General features: G+C 63.6%; 13 protein-coding genes. 6 read left to right on the top strand and 7 right to left on the bottom strand.

Annotation, left to right across the window (positions count from 1 at the left end; translation table 11 throughout):
* Positions 1-48: 48 nt before the first annotated feature.
* The 3 genes from IV498_RS19015 to IV498_RS04590 form a co-directional block, all read right to left on the bottom strand.
* The gene (locus tag IV498_RS19015) at positions 49-123 is read right to left on the bottom strand and encodes a 50S ribosomal protein bL37 (RefSeq protein WP_104061284.1); all 75 of its coding nucleotides are present in this window, start codon (positions 121-123) and stop codon (positions 49-51) included.
* A gap of 356 nt (positions 124-479) precedes the next feature.
* Positions 480-1,088, bottom strand: coding sequence for a PadR family transcriptional regulator (locus tag IV498_RS04595; RefSeq protein ID WP_269045383.1), 609 nt, complete (start codon positions 1,086-1,088; stop codon positions 480-482).
* Positions 1,088-1,918, bottom strand: coding sequence for a DUF4097 family beta strand repeat-containing protein (locus tag IV498_RS04590; protein ID WP_269045382.1), 831 nt, complete (start codon positions 1,916-1,918; stop codon positions 1,088-1,090). The genes IV498_RS04595 and IV498_RS04590 overlap by 1 nt, the downstream gene beginning before the upstream one ends.
* Before the next feature lie 151 nt (positions 1,919-2,069).
* Between IV498_RS04590 and IV498_RS04585 the strand changes: the two genes are divergently transcribed.
* The 4 genes from IV498_RS04585 to IV498_RS04570 are packed head-to-tail and all read left to right on the top strand — an operon-like array spanning position 2,070 to position 4,079.
* Positions 2,070-2,393, top strand: coding sequence for a GNAT family N-acetyltransferase (locus tag IV498_RS04585; protein WP_269045381.1), 324 nt, complete (start codon positions 2,070-2,072; stop codon positions 2,391-2,393).
* A 53-nt stretch (positions 2,394-2,446) separates the two neighbouring features.
* Positions 2,447-2,872: a ChaB family protein gene (locus IV498_RS04580; RefSeq protein WP_269045380.1), complete on the top strand. Its 426-nt coding sequence runs from the start codon at positions 2,447-2,449 to the stop codon at positions 2,870-2,872.
* Positions 2,873-2,920: 48 nt separating this feature from the next.
* Positions 2,921-3,199, top strand: a complete 279-nt coding sequence (locus IV498_RS04575) for a DUF3072 domain-containing protein (protein WP_269045379.1) — start codon at positions 2,921-2,923, stop codon at positions 3,197-3,199.
* A 1-nt stretch (position 3,200) separates the two neighbouring features.
* Entirely contained in the window at positions 3,201-4,079 is an 879-nt protein-coding gene (locus IV498_RS04570; protein ID WP_269045378.1) for a Rieske 2Fe-2S domain-containing protein, read from the top strand.
* 52 nt (positions 4,080-4,131) lie between these two features.
* Here the strand turns inward: IV498_RS04570 and IV498_RS04565 are convergent, their stop codons facing one another.
* Positions 4,132-4,731 (bottom strand): GDSL-type esterase/lipase family protein, encoded by a 600-nt coding sequence (locus IV498_RS04565; RefSeq protein ID WP_269045390.1) that lies wholly within the window; start codon positions 4,729-4,731, stop codon positions 4,132-4,134.
* Positions 4,732-4,815: 84 nt separating this feature from the next.
* Positions 4,816-8,694, bottom strand: a complete 3,879-nt coding sequence (locus tag IV498_RS04560) for a multifunctional oxoglutarate decarboxylase/oxoglutarate dehydrogenase thiamine pyrophosphate-binding subunit/dihydrolipoyllysine-residue succinyltransferase subunit (protein WP_269045377.1) — start codon at positions 8,692-8,694, stop codon at positions 4,816-4,818.
* 259 nt (positions 8,695-8,953) lie between these two features.
* Between IV498_RS04560 and IV498_RS04555 the strand changes: the two genes are divergently transcribed.
* Together IV498_RS04555 and IV498_RS04550 are read left to right on the top strand one after the other, a co-directional pair.
* A complete protein-coding gene (locus IV498_RS04555) occupies positions 8,954-10,456 on the top strand; it encodes a GuaB1 family IMP dehydrogenase-related protein (RefSeq protein WP_269045376.1) in 1,503 nt (500 codons plus the stop codon).
* Between the two features lie 179 nt (positions 10,457-10,635).
* Complete coding sequence (locus IV498_RS04550; RefSeq protein WP_269045375.1) at positions 10,636-12,165, top strand: MFS transporter; 1,530 nt, start codon at positions 10,636-10,638, stop codon at positions 12,163-12,165.
* A gap of 135 nt (positions 12,166-12,300) precedes the next feature.
* On the opposite strand, the gene IV498_RS04545 is transcribed toward IV498_RS04550, so the two are convergent.
* Positions 12,301-13,236, bottom strand: coding sequence for a carbohydrate ABC transporter permease (locus tag IV498_RS04545; protein ID WP_442951279.1), 936 nt, complete (start codon positions 13,234-13,236; stop codon positions 12,301-12,303).
* The gene (locus tag IV498_RS04540) at positions 13,233-14,231 is read right to left on the bottom strand and encodes a carbohydrate ABC transporter permease (RefSeq protein WP_269045374.1); all 999 of its coding nucleotides are present in this window, start codon (positions 14,229-14,231) and stop codon (positions 13,233-13,235) included. The genes IV498_RS04545 and IV498_RS04540 overlap by 4 nt, the downstream gene beginning before the upstream one ends.
* Between the last annotated feature and the right edge of the window lie 49 nt (positions 14,232-14,280).

The raw sequence follows: 14,280 nt of genomic DNA, 5'->3' as shown, positions 1-14,280 counted from the left end.
CCTGAACCTCGTGGTTCAGGGGGTCTCTTTCGCTCTTAAGTACAAGACTTAAGCGTTGGGACGCTTACCGTGGTTAGCGCCGCCACGCTTCCGGTCACGACGCTTGCGTGCTCGCTTGGACATAGCTGCCTCCAATCTTCGAAAATGATCTGAAAAAGATCCGCCCTCTAGTCTCCCATAACCCTTACCGGCTGACCTAACTGGCGCTGGCTGGGCATGCCGGGGCTTTAGGCGTCGAGAGGATAGGCAGTCGCAGTGGGCCTGAATGTGGGAAATGAACCGTGTTTCCTTCGGCGTATTGACTCAGTGCAGTCCTTGGATCGGGCGAAGTGGGGGTTTGCGCGGGTGTTGGCCTCCGCCGTTCACGCCAAGGTCGCTTTCACACACTGAGCCGGAACCGTCGTCGTCCGCATCTGTGCAGGGGATTCGCTGACTACGGTCAGCGGATGGTGGAATGTAATTCCAGATGAGCATGGTTGTCACCCTTTCAGAGTTGCCTGGATGGCGATCTTTGCCTGGTCAAGGACGGTGCGCACAGTCTCGGCTGTGATCTCGTCCAGAGCACCGCGCCCGGCAAAGTCACGCAGCTCAACGCGTACGTCGTCGCGGAAAGATTGAAGCATCATCTCCGCTTCCTTTAGCAGGCGGTGAGTGCTGGCCTGCGGACGCGTGGAGGCGCCGGGCATGCGGTGGGAGCCTTTTCTTGCCGCCTCGGCCGTGGCAGCGAGGTCGGCCCGCAAGCCCTTCATATTGGCTTGGATATCGCTGCGAAGCTCGTCGGCCAGACGCCGGATGGAGGCAGAAATGTCCTCTTCCACTGCCTGAAGCTCATCCCGGCGCCGCTCCAGCTCCGCTAATCCGGCGTCGGTGATGCTGTAAATGGTCCGCCGCCCGTCCGACGTCGTCCGAACCAGAGCCTCCTCCTCCAGTTTGGCCAGCCGCGGGTAAACCGTCCCGGCGCTGGGGCAGTATGTGCCGCCGAAGCGCCCGCTCAGGTCGCGTATCACGTCGTAACCGTGTTTGGGACCTTCCTCCAGCAGAGCGAGCAGGTAGAGCCGGAGAGCGCCATGGGCGAATACCGGGGGCATCAGAGGTCGGCCTCCATGCCTGCCTTCGAGCTCGTCTCAGGGGCGGGGCCGCGGTGCACCACCGCCACGCTGCCGGAAACCGAGGTGGTGCGCAGTTTGAGCATATTGGCAGCCGGGCCGGAGCTGGCTCGAACCGTCTGTGCGGTGCCGGAGAAACGCTGGTCGTCGATGATGATGGTTCCGGAGGTCGACTTCGATTCGACCTGGACGCCAACATCGTCCGCCAGCCGGACCGTGACGTCGCCGGAGACGGACTTAAAGGACAGATCCTCGGGTACGCCGAGCATGTCGAAGGTCATGTCTCCACTGACGGTGGAGGCACGCACATCGCTCAGGAAGCCCGAGGCGGTGATTTCGCCCGAGACGCTTTTGGCCACCAGCGGCCCGCGGTGATGCCGCGTGATAATTTCTCCGCTAACCGTATCGGCTGTCAGCGTGCCCGTGGTGTCGTCTGTCATGACGGAACCGGAAACGGTTTTCACTGCGGTACGGGCCGAGGTGCCGCAGACCAGTCCGTCGCCGCTGACGGTCGCTGCGGAAACATCGATGCCGGACGGCACAGCGATGCTGATCACGGCCCGGTTCATACTGTTGAGATTGCCGAGTTTTTTCAGCCAGCCTCCGGAGTCCAAATGGTCGATCCGCAGGATGCCGTCGCTGAACTCCACCTCCAGCGGCGGCCCGGACACTTCCGTCACTTCGATCCGAGTGGTGGGTTCGTTGTGAGTGATGACGTCCAGACGCCCGCGGACGACGGCGGCGCGAAGGTCCGCAACGCCGTCGACCTCCAGCGTCTGCGGGGTTGAAATGGACCAGTTTTCGGTTGTCATGATTCCTCCACAGTTCGCGATATATCGCGTGGTGAAACTTACGATATATCGCGTTTGCGGGCGCGTCAAGGGAACCGCTTTCCGGCTGGCTGAGCCAAGGCAGCGGAGCGGGGCTGTTGTCTCCTCTGCGAAGAAGTGCAAGGCTCGAGCTATGAACTCCTCGAACGGGATCAGCCTCGCCGACGTCTCCCTGCACCGACGGGAGGACCTGCATCGGTATGAGGCGCAGATCAAAGGCGAGCCCGCGGCGACGCTGACATATCAGGAGCGGGCGGAAAGCATCGATTTTGTGCATACGGAGACCGACGAGAGGTTTCGGGGACAGGGTCTGGCGACCCGACTGGCCATCTTTGCGTTGGACGATGCGATGGAGCGCGGCAAGCGCATAATTCCGCACTGTCCCTTCGTTGCCGACGTTGTCAGCACGCGCGAGGAATATGAGGGCAAGGTTGACTGGCCGGGAACTGGAGCCTAGATTGCGCCGGGGAACTGCAGCAGCCGTAGGCATCATAGCGAAAGGGTGTACCAATGCCGAAGACGGATAAGGGCGGGAATGCAAAGCAGAGCGAACTGCCGGGCACCTTGCAGCGCTCGGATGCCCATGCCCAGGAGACGTTCGCGAAGACGTACGATTCGGCGGTGGCGGAGTACGACGACGAGGAACGGGCTGCGAGAACCGCTTACGCGGCGCTGAAGCACAGTTACGAAAAGGTGGGGGACCACTGGGAGGCCAAGGACTCCGCCGGTCCCTCGGACAACCAAGCCAAGGGCGGAAGGGGTACCCAGCGGCCCACGGCCGGCGGTGTGGATGCTAATGCCTCCAAGGAACACCTTTACTCGTTGGCGAAGCGACTGGATGTCACGGGCCGGTCCCGGATGACCAAGAGCGAATTGGTGGACGCCCTGCAAAAGGCCAACGACAAGGAAACCCGGATCGCACGCAAGCAGGATTGATTCAGCCGAAATCCCGGCGACGGGACCGAAGTAAGGGAGCCAGCAGCAATGACGAACCCATCCGACGAGAGCACCGGGAACGAAGCGGATTCCACGGATCTTCTCGGTAGTCCCGTGCCCGTTTCAAGCGGGAACCCCGCCAAGGACCCCGAGGACTGGGTCACGGGGGACGATCCGATGACCGGATCCCAGCGCAGCTACCTGGACAATTTGGCACGGCAGGCGGGCGAGCAACTATCTCCTGACCTCACGAAGGCCGAAGCTTCCGAACATATTGACCGGCTGCAGGAAAAGCTCAACCAGCAGCCGACCAGCGCAGGAGAATGATGTGAAGACGTTTGCTCCCCTCGGCTTCATCGACCGGCTCGAAAATGCTGGAGGCCTCGACCCACTTGCCGGCGCGGTGCGCGACGCCGTTAACAAGATCGTGAAGCCGCAGTGGCTTCGGGATGTGCTGCATGGAGTTCCGCTGGGCCATCCGCTGCATCCACTGATGGTTCAGGTGCCGCTGGGGGCTTGGACATCGGCCGCCGTCCTGGATGCATTGCCGGGAACCGGAAAGGCCTCGACCGCGCTGGTGGCCCTCGGACTGGTCACCGCCGGTCCCTCCGCTCTGGCCGGCTACGTGGACTTTTCCGAGCTGCACGAACAGCAGCAGCGTGTCGCAGTTATCCATTCCAGCGCCAATCTGGTGGCGGTGGGCCTCTACACTGGGTCGCTGCTCCAGCGGCTGACCGGATCCCCGGGCCGCGGCAAGGCACTGGGCCTGCTGGGACTGACGGTCGTGATGGCCGGAGGTTGGCTGGGTGGTCACCTGGCGTTTCGGCAGGCAGTTGGCGCTAATCATGCCGAGGACGTGCCGCACCGGATTCCGGCGGGCTGGCACAGCTTGGCTCCGTTCAGCGAACTCACGACAGGCAAGATGGAGCGTCGGCTGCTGGGGACCGTTCCATTATTGGTGCTGCGCACCCAGGCCAATGAAATTCTGGTGCTTGCCGATACCTGCAGCCATCTGTCCGGTCCGCTGTCCGAGGGGAAACAGCAGACCATTTCCGGTGAACAGTGCGTCGTCTGTCCATGGCATGAAAGTGCTTTTTCGCTGCGCAGCGGAGAAGTGGTGCATGGCCCGGCAACGTCACCACAGCCGAAATTCCTCACCAGGGTGGTGGACGGGCAAGTGGAGGTCTGCCTGCCGGGCGCCGGCTGATTGGCCTGAAGTAGCAGGAACGGGGTTCCCAACTATCAGGATGTGCCGCGGGTCAGGACATCTCCGGAAGGTTAAGCCACTGGTTCCAGCCGCGATGCAGCACCAGCCATGCCATCAGCCCGTAGCCTGCCTGGCCGGGTGTTCCGCCATTGGCGGCCAAATCGGTGCGCCACTGCTCGTGGTTCTGCAGCGGTGAGAAGGTGTCCACGTAGTAATGCTTGCGGCGGGTGGTCACGTCGGCGAAGGCTGCGTTCAATTCCGCCAGCCGTTTATTGGCCACCGGATCCAAGCCCGGCGGTGGACCAACGACAAAGACAGGAATGCTCTTCTGGGCAGCCCCGTCCAGGATGTTGGCCAGGTTCAGCCGGCTCCGGGCCGGAGAAAGGCCAAAATCGATGTCCCGGCCGGAGAGCCCAATGACCAGCCGGTTCTCGTGGAATTCGTCAAAGCGCCGGCCCACTTCCTGTACCCAGCGTTCGGCCAGTCCCTCCGTGCCTTCCTGTGGGCAGGCCAGGGCGTAGGCCTGGACGGGGACATCGTCCTGCGGTGTGCGGGCGAGCACGCGGCCCAGCCAGCCCAGAGCGCGCGGGTCCCCGACCCCTGCAATCAGTTCATCCCCGACTGCAACGATCCGCAGTTTCCTGTCCTGCACCATAAACCTCTTCTGTACTTGCGGAAATATACTTGCCGTAAAAATCGGATGCCCGGTCCGCCAGCAGACCGGGCATCCGTGGAACTACGTGCTTCTCTCGAAGGCCTTGGAAACCAGCAGGTTCTGCTCCACGGCATGCCGCTTTGCCGATCCGGTGGCGGTGGAGGCCGACGCCGGGCGGGAGACAAGGCGAACCGGACGGTCCAGCACCGGTGCCAAATTCAGGCCGATGAACGGCCACGGACCTTGGTTCGCCGGTTCGTCCTGGGCCCAGACGATATCCGCGTTCGGGTACGTGGCCAGCTCGGCTTCAATCTCCTGCAGCGGCAGCGGGTACAGCTGCTCCAGACGGATGATCGCCGTTTTCTCATCACCGGACTTCTGCCGTGCGACCAGCAGATCGTAGTAGAGCCGGCCGGAAACCAGGATGACGCGCTCCACCGCCCCGCCGTCCAGGGCTGTGGCTTCGCCGATGACCGGACGGAAGGTGCCCTCGGTGAAGTCCTCCACCGGCGACGCGGCGGCCTTCAGGCGCAGCAGCTGCTTGGGAGTGAAGACAATCAGCGGCTTCCGCGGCTTGCTGTACGCTTGTCGCCGTAGCAGATGGAAGTGCGAGGCCGGGGTGGTGGGATTGGCCACCACCATGTTCTCCTCGGCGCACATCATCAGGTAGCGCTCTATGCGGGCCGAGGAATGGTCAGGTCCCTGACCCTCGTAGCCGTGCGGCAGCAGCAGAACCAGCGACGAACGCTGCCCCCACTTCTGTTCGGCGGAAGAAATGAACTCGTCCACCACCGTCTGGGCACCATTAGCAAAGTCGCCGAACTGTGCCTCCCACAGCACCAGTGCATCGGGACGTTCCACCGAATAACCGTATTCGAAGCCCATGGCGGCGAATTCGGAAAGGAGTGAATCGTAAATCCAAAATTTTGCCTGGCTGTCGCTCAGCTCTGCCAGCGGCGTCCATTCCTCGCCATTGGCCCGGTCATGGAAGACGGCATGGCGCTGGACGAAGGTGCCGCGGCGGGAGTCCTGACCGGCCAGCCGGACGGGGACACCTTCCATCAACAGCGAACCGAAAGCCGCCAGTTCGCCGAAGCCCCAGTCGATGCCCCCCTCTCGGGACATCACTTCGCGCTTTTCCAGCAGCTGCTTCAACTTCGGGTGCACGGTGAAGCCGTCCGGAATGGTGACGTGTGCCTTTCCGATTCCGGCCAGCATTTCAGCACTGATCGCAGTCGAGGCCGGGTTGCTGATGCCCGCGTCCGACTGTTGCGACATTGGCCGTTCCAGGTCGGAGACGGCCTGCGAGTCAGAAGTAAGGATCGGAATCGGTGAGGTCTGGGCCGCATGCGTCTCGGCAAAGACCCGCTCCAACCGTTCCTGGTAGTCGCGCAGCAGCTGCCCGGCTTCTTCTTCGGTGATGTCACCGCGGCCGATCAGAGCCTCGGTGTACAGCTTGCGGACGCTTCGCTTGGCTTCGATCAGGTTGTACATCAGCGGCTGCGTCATCGACGGGTCATCGCCCTCGTTATGGCCGCGGCGCCGGTAGCAGACCAGGTCAATGACGACGTCCTTGTGGAACTTCTGCTGGAACTGGTAGGCCAGCTGCGCCACCCGGACCACTGCCTCGGGATCGTCGCCGTTGACGTGGAAGATCGGTGCCTGAATCATCTTGGCCACGTCGGTGGAGTACACCGAGGAGCGCGACGACGACGGAGCCGTGGTGAAGCCGACCTGATTATTGACCACGATGTGGATGGTGCCGCCGGTGCGGTAGCCCCGCAGCTGGGAGAGGTTCAGCGTCTCCGCCACCACGCCCTGGCCGGCGAAGGCCGCATCGCCGTGCACCATGATGGGCAGCACCGGGAAGGCCTCGCCGCGGTCCAGCCGATCCTGCTTGGCCCGCACAATGCCCTCCAGCACGGCATCGCCGGCTTCCAGATGCGAGGGGTTGGCGGCCAGGTAAACGTTTGTCTCGTTCCCGTTGTCCGAGGTGAAGGTTCCCTCGGTGCCGAGGTGGTACTTCACGTCGCCGGAGCCCTGCACGCTGCGCGGGTCCTGGGTACCCTCGAACTCGCGGAAGACCTGCGCGTAGGTCTTGCCGGCAATGTTGGTGAGGACGTTCAGCCGGCCACGGTGGGCCATGCCGATCGCCACCTCGTCCATGCCGTCGTCGGCCGCGTTGGAGATGACTGCGTCCAGCAGCGGAATGAGCGATTCGCCGCCCTCCAGCGAGAAACGCTTCTGGCCCACGAACTTGGTCTGCAAAAAGGTTTCGAAAGCCTCGGCCGCGTTGAGCTTGGAGACGATGCGCAGCTGCTCCTCGCGGCTGGGCTTGGAGTAGGGGTGCTCCAGTTCGTCCTGGAACCACTTACGCTGTTCCGGATCCTGGATATGCATGTACTCGATGCCGGTGGTGCGGCAGTAAGCATCGCGCAACACGCCCAGGATGTCCCGGAACTTGAGCATCGGCTTGCCGCCGAAGCCGCCGGTGGGCCAGGCACGGTCCAAATCCCACAGCGTCAGGCCATAGGTGAGCACGTCGAGGTCCGGATGCTTCCGCTGGACATATTCGAGCGGATCCGTGTCCGCCATCAGGTGCCCGCGCACCCGGTAGGAGTGGATCAGCTGCTGGATCCGCGCCACCTTGTTGATTTCATCCGCGGGGTCCACCTGGATGTCCGGGCTCCAGCGCACCGGCTCATACGGGATCCGCAGGGACTCGAAGATATCGTCGTAAAAGTTGTCCGCCCCCAGCAGGAGCTGGCTGATCAGGCGCAGAAATTCGCCGCTGCCTGCGCCCTGGATGACGCGGTGGTCGTAAGTGGACGTCAGCGTGAGGATCTTGCTGATGGCATTCTGCGCGATGATTTTTTCGCTGGCGCCCTGGAACTCGGCCGGATAGTCCAGCGAACCCACTCCGATGATGGCCGCTTGGCCCTTGGACAGCCGGGGAACGGAATGGACCGTACCGATGCCGCCGGGGTTGGTCAGCGAGACGGTGGTGCGGGCGTAATCATCGGCCGTGAGCTTGCCATTGCGGGCCCGCTTGATCAAGTCCTCATAGGTGTGCCAGAACTCGGAGAAATTGAGCGTCTCCGCCTTCTTGATGTTCGGAACCACCAGCAGCCGGGTGCCGTCCGGTTTGGGCATGTCGATGGCGATGCCGAAATTTACGTGCGCCGGCGTCACCGCAACGGGCTTGCCGTCCACCTCGTCGTAATGGACGTTCATGGAGGGGAATTGGGCCAGTGCCCGGATCACGGCATAGCCGATCAGGTGTGTGAAGGAAACTTTCCCGCCGCGGGCACGGGCCAGGTTGGAGTTGATGACCACGCGGTTATCAATCAGCAGCTTCGCCGGAATTGCGCGCACGCTGGTGGCCGTCGGCACCTCCAGGCTGGTGATCATGTTGGCCGAGATGGCCTTGGCCGGACCGCGCAACGGGGAAACGGCGTCTTCCTCGAGTGCTGCATTGTCCCGGACAGTCTTGGGCAGCTGGGCCGGAATGGGGGTGGTTCCGGTCCGGGCCGAATCCTTGGCGGGGCCGGCGGACGACGGCGACGGCTTGGCAGCGGCCGTGGAGTTCGGTGCGGTCTTCGGCTCGGCAGCGGCTGCCGGAGTTTTGGCTTCCTCGGCCTTTGCCGGCGCTGGAGCAGCTGATTGGGCCGGCGGCGTCGCCGGCCTGGCTGGTAAGGTCGGCTCGCTTGCCGGCCCGGAACTCTTGGCGGGTGAAGCGGAGCCGGACACTACCGGCAGTTCCCGCGTCACCGGGTTGGCGTTGGCACCGGCGTGCTCGCCGTTGGGTACGCTGTCCTCGCGGTCAAAGGATTCGAAAAGGGGCCACCATTTGGTATCGACCGAATTTTTGTTCTGTTGATACCGCTCGTAAAGCTCGTCAACGAGCCACTCGTTTCCGCCAAAGTCCTCGGGTAGACGGTGGATGGCTTGATCTGACACGTGTAATACGCCTCTTCCATGAGTTCTAGTTGCCCGCTGGCCCAGGCCACGGTGCAAGAGTAGCTCCTGCATCCCGGCCGGCTTCTTGTTCCGCTGTCGGGTCCGGTTTCACCAGACCCACCCACACCCAGTGTAGTGAGAAGAACAAGGAGCAAGCCAATCTACGGGCGCTCGTGTCAAGCATTAGACTTTCTTCGTCGAACGCGACAATCCACCTCGGCCCCGGTACCGGTGCGCCAGGACATATCCCGGAGTAAATATGCGGTTTCTCAACAGCCCCAGCACGGATTTGACCTATTCCGACGTCTTCCTGGTGCCTTCGCGCTCGGAAGTCACGTCCCGGTTGGACGTTGACCTGGCCAGCGATGACGGTACCGGCACCACCATCCCGCTGGTGGTTGCCAATATGACGGCCGTGACCGGCAAGCGGATGGTGGAAACCTTGGCCCGGCGCGGGGGACTGGCGGTGTTGCCGCAGGATATTCCGCTGGAGATCCTGCGCGAGGTCACCGGATGGGTGAAGCAGCGCGACACCGTCTTTGAAACTCCTGTAACGCTGACTCCGGGGGATACGGTCATTGACGCGCTGCACCTGATGAGCAAACGTGCCCACAATGCGGTGGTGGTGGTCGAGGGGGACAGCAGCAGTGGCAGCAGCAGCAGTGGTTCCGGGGGCGGCAGGTATGTCGGAGTAGTGCGGGCTGCGGACTGTGAGGGCGTGGACCGGTTTACCTCCCTGCAGTCGGTGCTGCGCACCGGTGCCGTCACGGTCGACGCAGCAGCCTTTGACGCGGCCGGCTCTCCGGCCGAAAAGGAGGCCGCGCTCCGTGCGGCCTTCGAATTGATCGACCGGGCCGGGGACACCTTCGCCCCCGTCGTTCGTGAAGGCCGGCTGGCCGGCGCGCTGACCCGCACCGGTGCGCTCCGCTCCACGATTTACCAGCCGGCGGTGGACGGAACCGGACGGCTCCGGGTGGCAGCCGCCGTCGGCATCAACGGTGATGTGCAGGCCAAGGCGGCAGCACTGCTGGAGGGCGGCGTAGACGTCCTGGTCGTTGATACCGCCCACGGCCAGCAGCGCAAGATGTTTGACGCGCTCAAGGCGGTTCGGGCCTTGGGGCCGACGGTGCCGATCGTGGCTGGGAACGTGGTCAGCGCCGATGGCGTGCGCGACCTGGTCGAGGCGGGCGCGGACATTGTCAAGGTCGGAGTCGGCCCCGGTGCCATGTGCACCACCCGAATGATGACGGCCGTGGGTCGACCGCAGTTCTCCGCCGTCCATGACTGCGCTGCCGCAGCCCGGGAGTTGGGCGTCTCGGTCTGGGCCGACGGCGGTGTCAGGTATCCGCGCGACGTGGCCCTGGCGTTGGCCGCCGGAGCCAGCCAAGTGATGATCGGATCCTGGTTTGCCGGCACTTACGAAAGCCCGGGGGACCTGCAGTTGGACAGCAATGGACGCCAGTATAAGGAAAGCTTTGGCATGGCCTCGGTGCGGGCCGTGCAGAACCGTACCCAACGCGACGGAGCCTTCGACAGGGCGCGGAAGGGGTTGTTCGAGGAGGGGATTTCCTCCTCCCGGATGTACCTGGACCCGGTCCGCCCTGGTGTCGAGGATTTGCTGGATGTCATCACCGCCGGGCTGCGCAGTTCGATGACGTACGCGGGGGCTCTGACGCTGGCGCAGTTCCGCGAGCAGGCGATCGTTGGAGTCCAGTCGGCCGCCGGCTATGAGGAAGGCCGGCCGGTGCCGCAGAGCTGGTAACTGTTGCAGTCAGCGCGCTGCCGGACCTGCCGGACCTGCCGGACCTGCCGGACCTGCCGGACCGCCCGGCAGCGCCCGGCGGTGGGGCCGGCGGCTGCGCCTCCTTGGGGCTGGTGTGCGGCAGCGCCTGCGTGGAATGGCCGGCGGCTGTTGAGCCGCTAAGACGAGAATAGGATTTCATGACGTTGCCCGCATCACCCGCCTCAGAACCCGCCGCAACCGGCGGTTGGCACCGCGGCCTGGCGTTGCTGGCGGCCGCCACGTTTTTCATGGAAAACCTGGACGGCACCGTGCTGGTGACTGCCGTGCCCAGCATCGCAGCGGATTTTCAGGTGGCCTCCACCGACGTCAACGTCACAATGACGGCCTACCTGGTCACCGTGGCAATGTTTATTCCGGTCAGCGGCTGGCTGACCGAGAGGTTCGGAGACCGCAAGGTGTTCTGCACCGCCATCGCGTTGTTCACTGCCGCTTCGGCATTGTGTGCGCTGAGTCCGGATCTGACCTTACTGACCCTCAGCCGGATCCTGCAGGGCATTGGTGGAGCCATGATGGTACCGGTGGGCCGCCTGGTGGTGCTGCGCTATACGGACAAGAAGGATTTGCTGCGCGCCATTGCATTCCTGACCTGGCCGGCGCTGCTGGCGCCTGTGATTGCCCCGCTGATTGGCGGTATCTTTACCAGCTACCTGTCCTGGCATTGGATCTTCCTGATCAACGTACCCTTGGGGATGGCGGCATTCTGGGCCGCCGTGCGAATGGTTCCGGTCCGGACCGGAGGCGCTCCCGTCCGGCTGGACTGGTTTGGTTTGATTGGCGCCAGCGTGGGCATCGGTGCACTCGTGGTGGGGCTGGAGCTCATTTCCGGCAGCACAGACAGCGCCGGCAGCGCCGGTGGGGTGAGCGCCGTCGTCGTGCTGGGTTTTGCAGCCGTGTCCATCGCCGCCGCCGTATGGTGGATGCTCCGGACGCCGCGGCCGCTTTTCGACCTGCGCACGCTGCGGATCCGCACCTTTCGGGTCTCCAACTCTGGCGGATTCATTTACCGCACCGCGATCAGTGCGGCCCCGTTCCTGCTGCCGCTGTTGTTCCAGAACGGCTACGGTTGGGACCCGCTGCGGTCAGGGGCCATGGTGGCGGCGGTGTTTGTCGGGAACATCGCGATTAAACCCGCCACCACGCCGCTGATCCGCGGACTGGGCTTCCGTCCCGTCCTGCTGCTGGCCATTGTGGGGTCCGCGATCACCTTCGTGCTGTGCGCGCTGCTGCCTGTTGGCTTGCCGGATCCACTGATCTTTGCCCTGCTGGTGATCAGCGGCGCCTTCCGTTCGATTGGATTCACGGCCTACAACTCCCTGCAGTTCGCGGACGTTGGGCCAAAGCAGATGGGCTCGGCGAATGCGCTGTCCGCGACTGTCAGCCAGCTGGGTTCCGGCTTGGGCATCGCCATCGGTGCGCTGAGCCTGCGTCTCGGTGCGGAACTGAGCGTGCGTGCCGGTGGGGAACTGAGCGATGGTGTCGGTGCCGGTACCGCCGGGAACCGTGAGGGTCCGGCATGGGCCATGATGCTTGCGCCGGACCCCCTGCTGCCGTATCGGATCGCATTTCTGGCGATGGCCGCTCTGATCCTGCTGTGCGTGATCGACACCGTGCGTTTGCCCCGCGACGTCGCCTCCCATGTGAGCGGCGTGCGCCCCGAAAGTGAGTAACAGCAGATGCACTCATTCCGCGTTTTGAGTGCATCTGCTGCTACTTACTTGGGACGGCGCGCTGAGATGGGACGGTGTGTTGAGGCGGCGCGCTGAGATGGGGCGGTGTGCTCGGGGCGGGGATGGGTGCGGGGGCTACTTGACTCCTCCCGCGGTGAGGCCACCCACCAGGTAACGTTGGAAAATCAGGTAGAGCAGCACCACGGGAACGGCACAGACCAGCGCCGCGGCCATCATCTGGCTGTAGACCGGTATGGCCCCTCCTTCCTGGCCGGCGCTGAAGACCTGCAGGGCGATGGCGGCGGTGTGGGTTTCGGGACGGGTGAAGACCGACGCGAACAAAACGTCATTCCAGCCAAGCAGGAAGGCGAAAATGCCGGAAACCACAATGGCGGGCCAGCTGAGCGGGACGATGATCTTGAACAAGATGCCGAGGTTGGAAGCCCCATCGATCCTCGCTGCCTCCTCCAGTTCACGCGGCAGGCCGCGCAGGTACGTCACCATCACCCAGGTGGAAAAGGGCAGTGCGAAGGTCAGGTAGGCGATGAACAGTCCCCAGAGCGTGCCGATCACGCTGATGCCTAGGTAGGTGCCCACCGAGGAGAAGAGCACAAACACAGGCAGGATCATCAGCGTGCCGGGGATGCTTTGCAGCCCGAGGAGCCCACGGAGCATGGTCAATCGGCCAAAAAACGTAAAGCGAACCAGGACATAGGCCGTCCCGACGGCAATGACCGCGGAGACGATGGCCACGGAGCCGGACACCAGGATCGAGTTTATGATGGCCTTCCCCAGCCCTACGCTGGTCCAGATCTTGACATAACTTTCGCCGGAAAAGGCGCTCGGCCAAAATTCACCGCGCGCCACTCCTGCGTCTGTGTTCAATGACGCCAGGAAGATGTACACGATCGGCACCAGCACCATAATGCACAGCAGGGTCGTGATGACGGCCAGCAGCGGGGTGGGCATCAGCCGGGTGACCTGCTTGGCCCTGCCGGCATTGGGATGCCGTGCCGCAGTTCCGGACCTGGCCGGCTGCCGTGTTCGTTTGGTGCTCACCGTGGCGCTCACTTTTTCGCTCCCTCTTCGTGCACATCAAGCCGGACAGCCCGCAGATAAATGAACAGCGGAATCGAGATCAGGATCAGCGAAACCACGGCCATGGCGGCGCTGAGTCCAAACCGGAAACTTTGGAAACTGGTGACGTACACCAGCATGGGGAGCACATTGACATCCGACGGCGCCGGTGCCCCGAACAGCACAAACGGCAGTGTGAAGTTGTTGATGTGGTTCAGCGTGCCCAGCAGGAAGGCCAGCGACACTGGCCCCTTGAGGTAAGGGAAAATCACGTACCGCAGTTTGCGCCACCAGAGTGCGCCGTCCAGGGCCGCCGCCTCGTGCACCTCGTGGTCCACCGACTGCAGACCGGCCAGCGCCAGCAGGTAGATGAACGGCCAGGCGGCCCAGATCTCCACCAGGATCAGCGTCCAGTACGATTGCGGGCCGTTGAGCCATAGGCCACCGCCCATGCCGACTTTGCCGAGCAGGTTGTTGACGATGCCGTCCGGCTGCAGCATGGTGCGCCAAACGGTGGCGACCACAAAGGAGGGCAGCACGTACGGAATCAGGAAGATGGCGCGGACGACGGCGCGTCCCCGGTAGGCGTTTTGCGTCACCACGGCGGCTGCGACGCCGAGCGGAACTGTGACAATCGTGGAAATGACCGCGAATGAAACGCTGATCCAAATGGACCGCAGCAGGTCGGTGCTGGTCAGTGCCTCGACGAAGTTTGCCACGCCTATGAAGGGGGTGCTGAGCCATTTGCGCAGGGTGTACTGATCCAGGTCGATCAGCGACATGTAGATGCCCAGCGCCAGCGGGATCAGGATGACCACCGTCATCAGCACCCCGCCCGGAGTCAGCAGCCAGAGCGGCCTGTTGCGCTCCGTAACGCCGCGCCTGTGCTTCTTTTTGGGCCCGCCCCCGGGTTCGTCGTGGCCCGGGGCGCCGTCTCCTGGCCGGTGAAGGGCGCGCCTGCCTGCGCGTCCTGGTGTCTCGGTCGTCATTGGCTGCTGCCTCCTGCTGATTGCGTTCTTGCTGCTGTGCCGGTGGAAC

This window comes from Paenarthrobacter sp. Z7-10 (assembly GCF_026932795.1).
Taxonomy (GTDB): Bacteria; Actinomycetota; Actinomycetes; order Actinomycetales; family Micrococcaceae; genus Arthrobacter_M.
This window is presented reverse-complemented; position numbering and strand designations above follow the sequence as displayed.

Excerpts from the sequence above, each read along its gene's own strand:
- IV498_RS04595 (WP_269045383.1), bottom strand. The coding sequence starts at position 1,088 with ATGCCCCCGGTATTCGCCCATGGCGCTCTCCGGCTCTACCTGCTCGCT.
- IV498_RS04590 (WP_269045382.1), bottom strand. The coding sequence starts at position 1,918 with ATGACAACCGAAAACTGGTCCATTTCAACCCCGCAGACGCTGGAGGTC.
- IV498_RS04585 (WP_269045381.1), top strand. The coding sequence starts at position 2,070 with ATGAACTCCTCGAACGGGATCAGCCTCGCCGACGTCTCCCTGCACCGA.
- IV498_RS04580 (WP_269045380.1), top strand. The coding sequence starts at position 2,447 with ATGCCGAAGACGGATAAGGGCGGGAATGCAAAGCAGAGCGAACTGCCG.
- IV498_RS04575 (WP_269045379.1), top strand. The coding sequence starts at position 2,921 with ATGACGAACCCATCCGACGAGAGCACCGGGAACGAAGCGGATTCCACG.
- IV498_RS04555 (WP_269045376.1), top strand. The coding sequence starts at position 8,954 with ATGCGGTTTCTCAACAGCCCCAGCACGGATTTGACCTATTCCGACGTC.
- IV498_RS04550 (WP_269045375.1), top strand. The coding sequence starts at position 10,636 with ATGACGTTGCCCGCATCACCCGCCTCAGAACCCGCCGCAACCGGCGGT.
- IV498_RS04540 (WP_269045374.1), bottom strand. The coding sequence starts at position 14,231 with ATGACGACCGAGACACCAGGACGCGCAGGCAGGCGCGCCCTTCACCGG.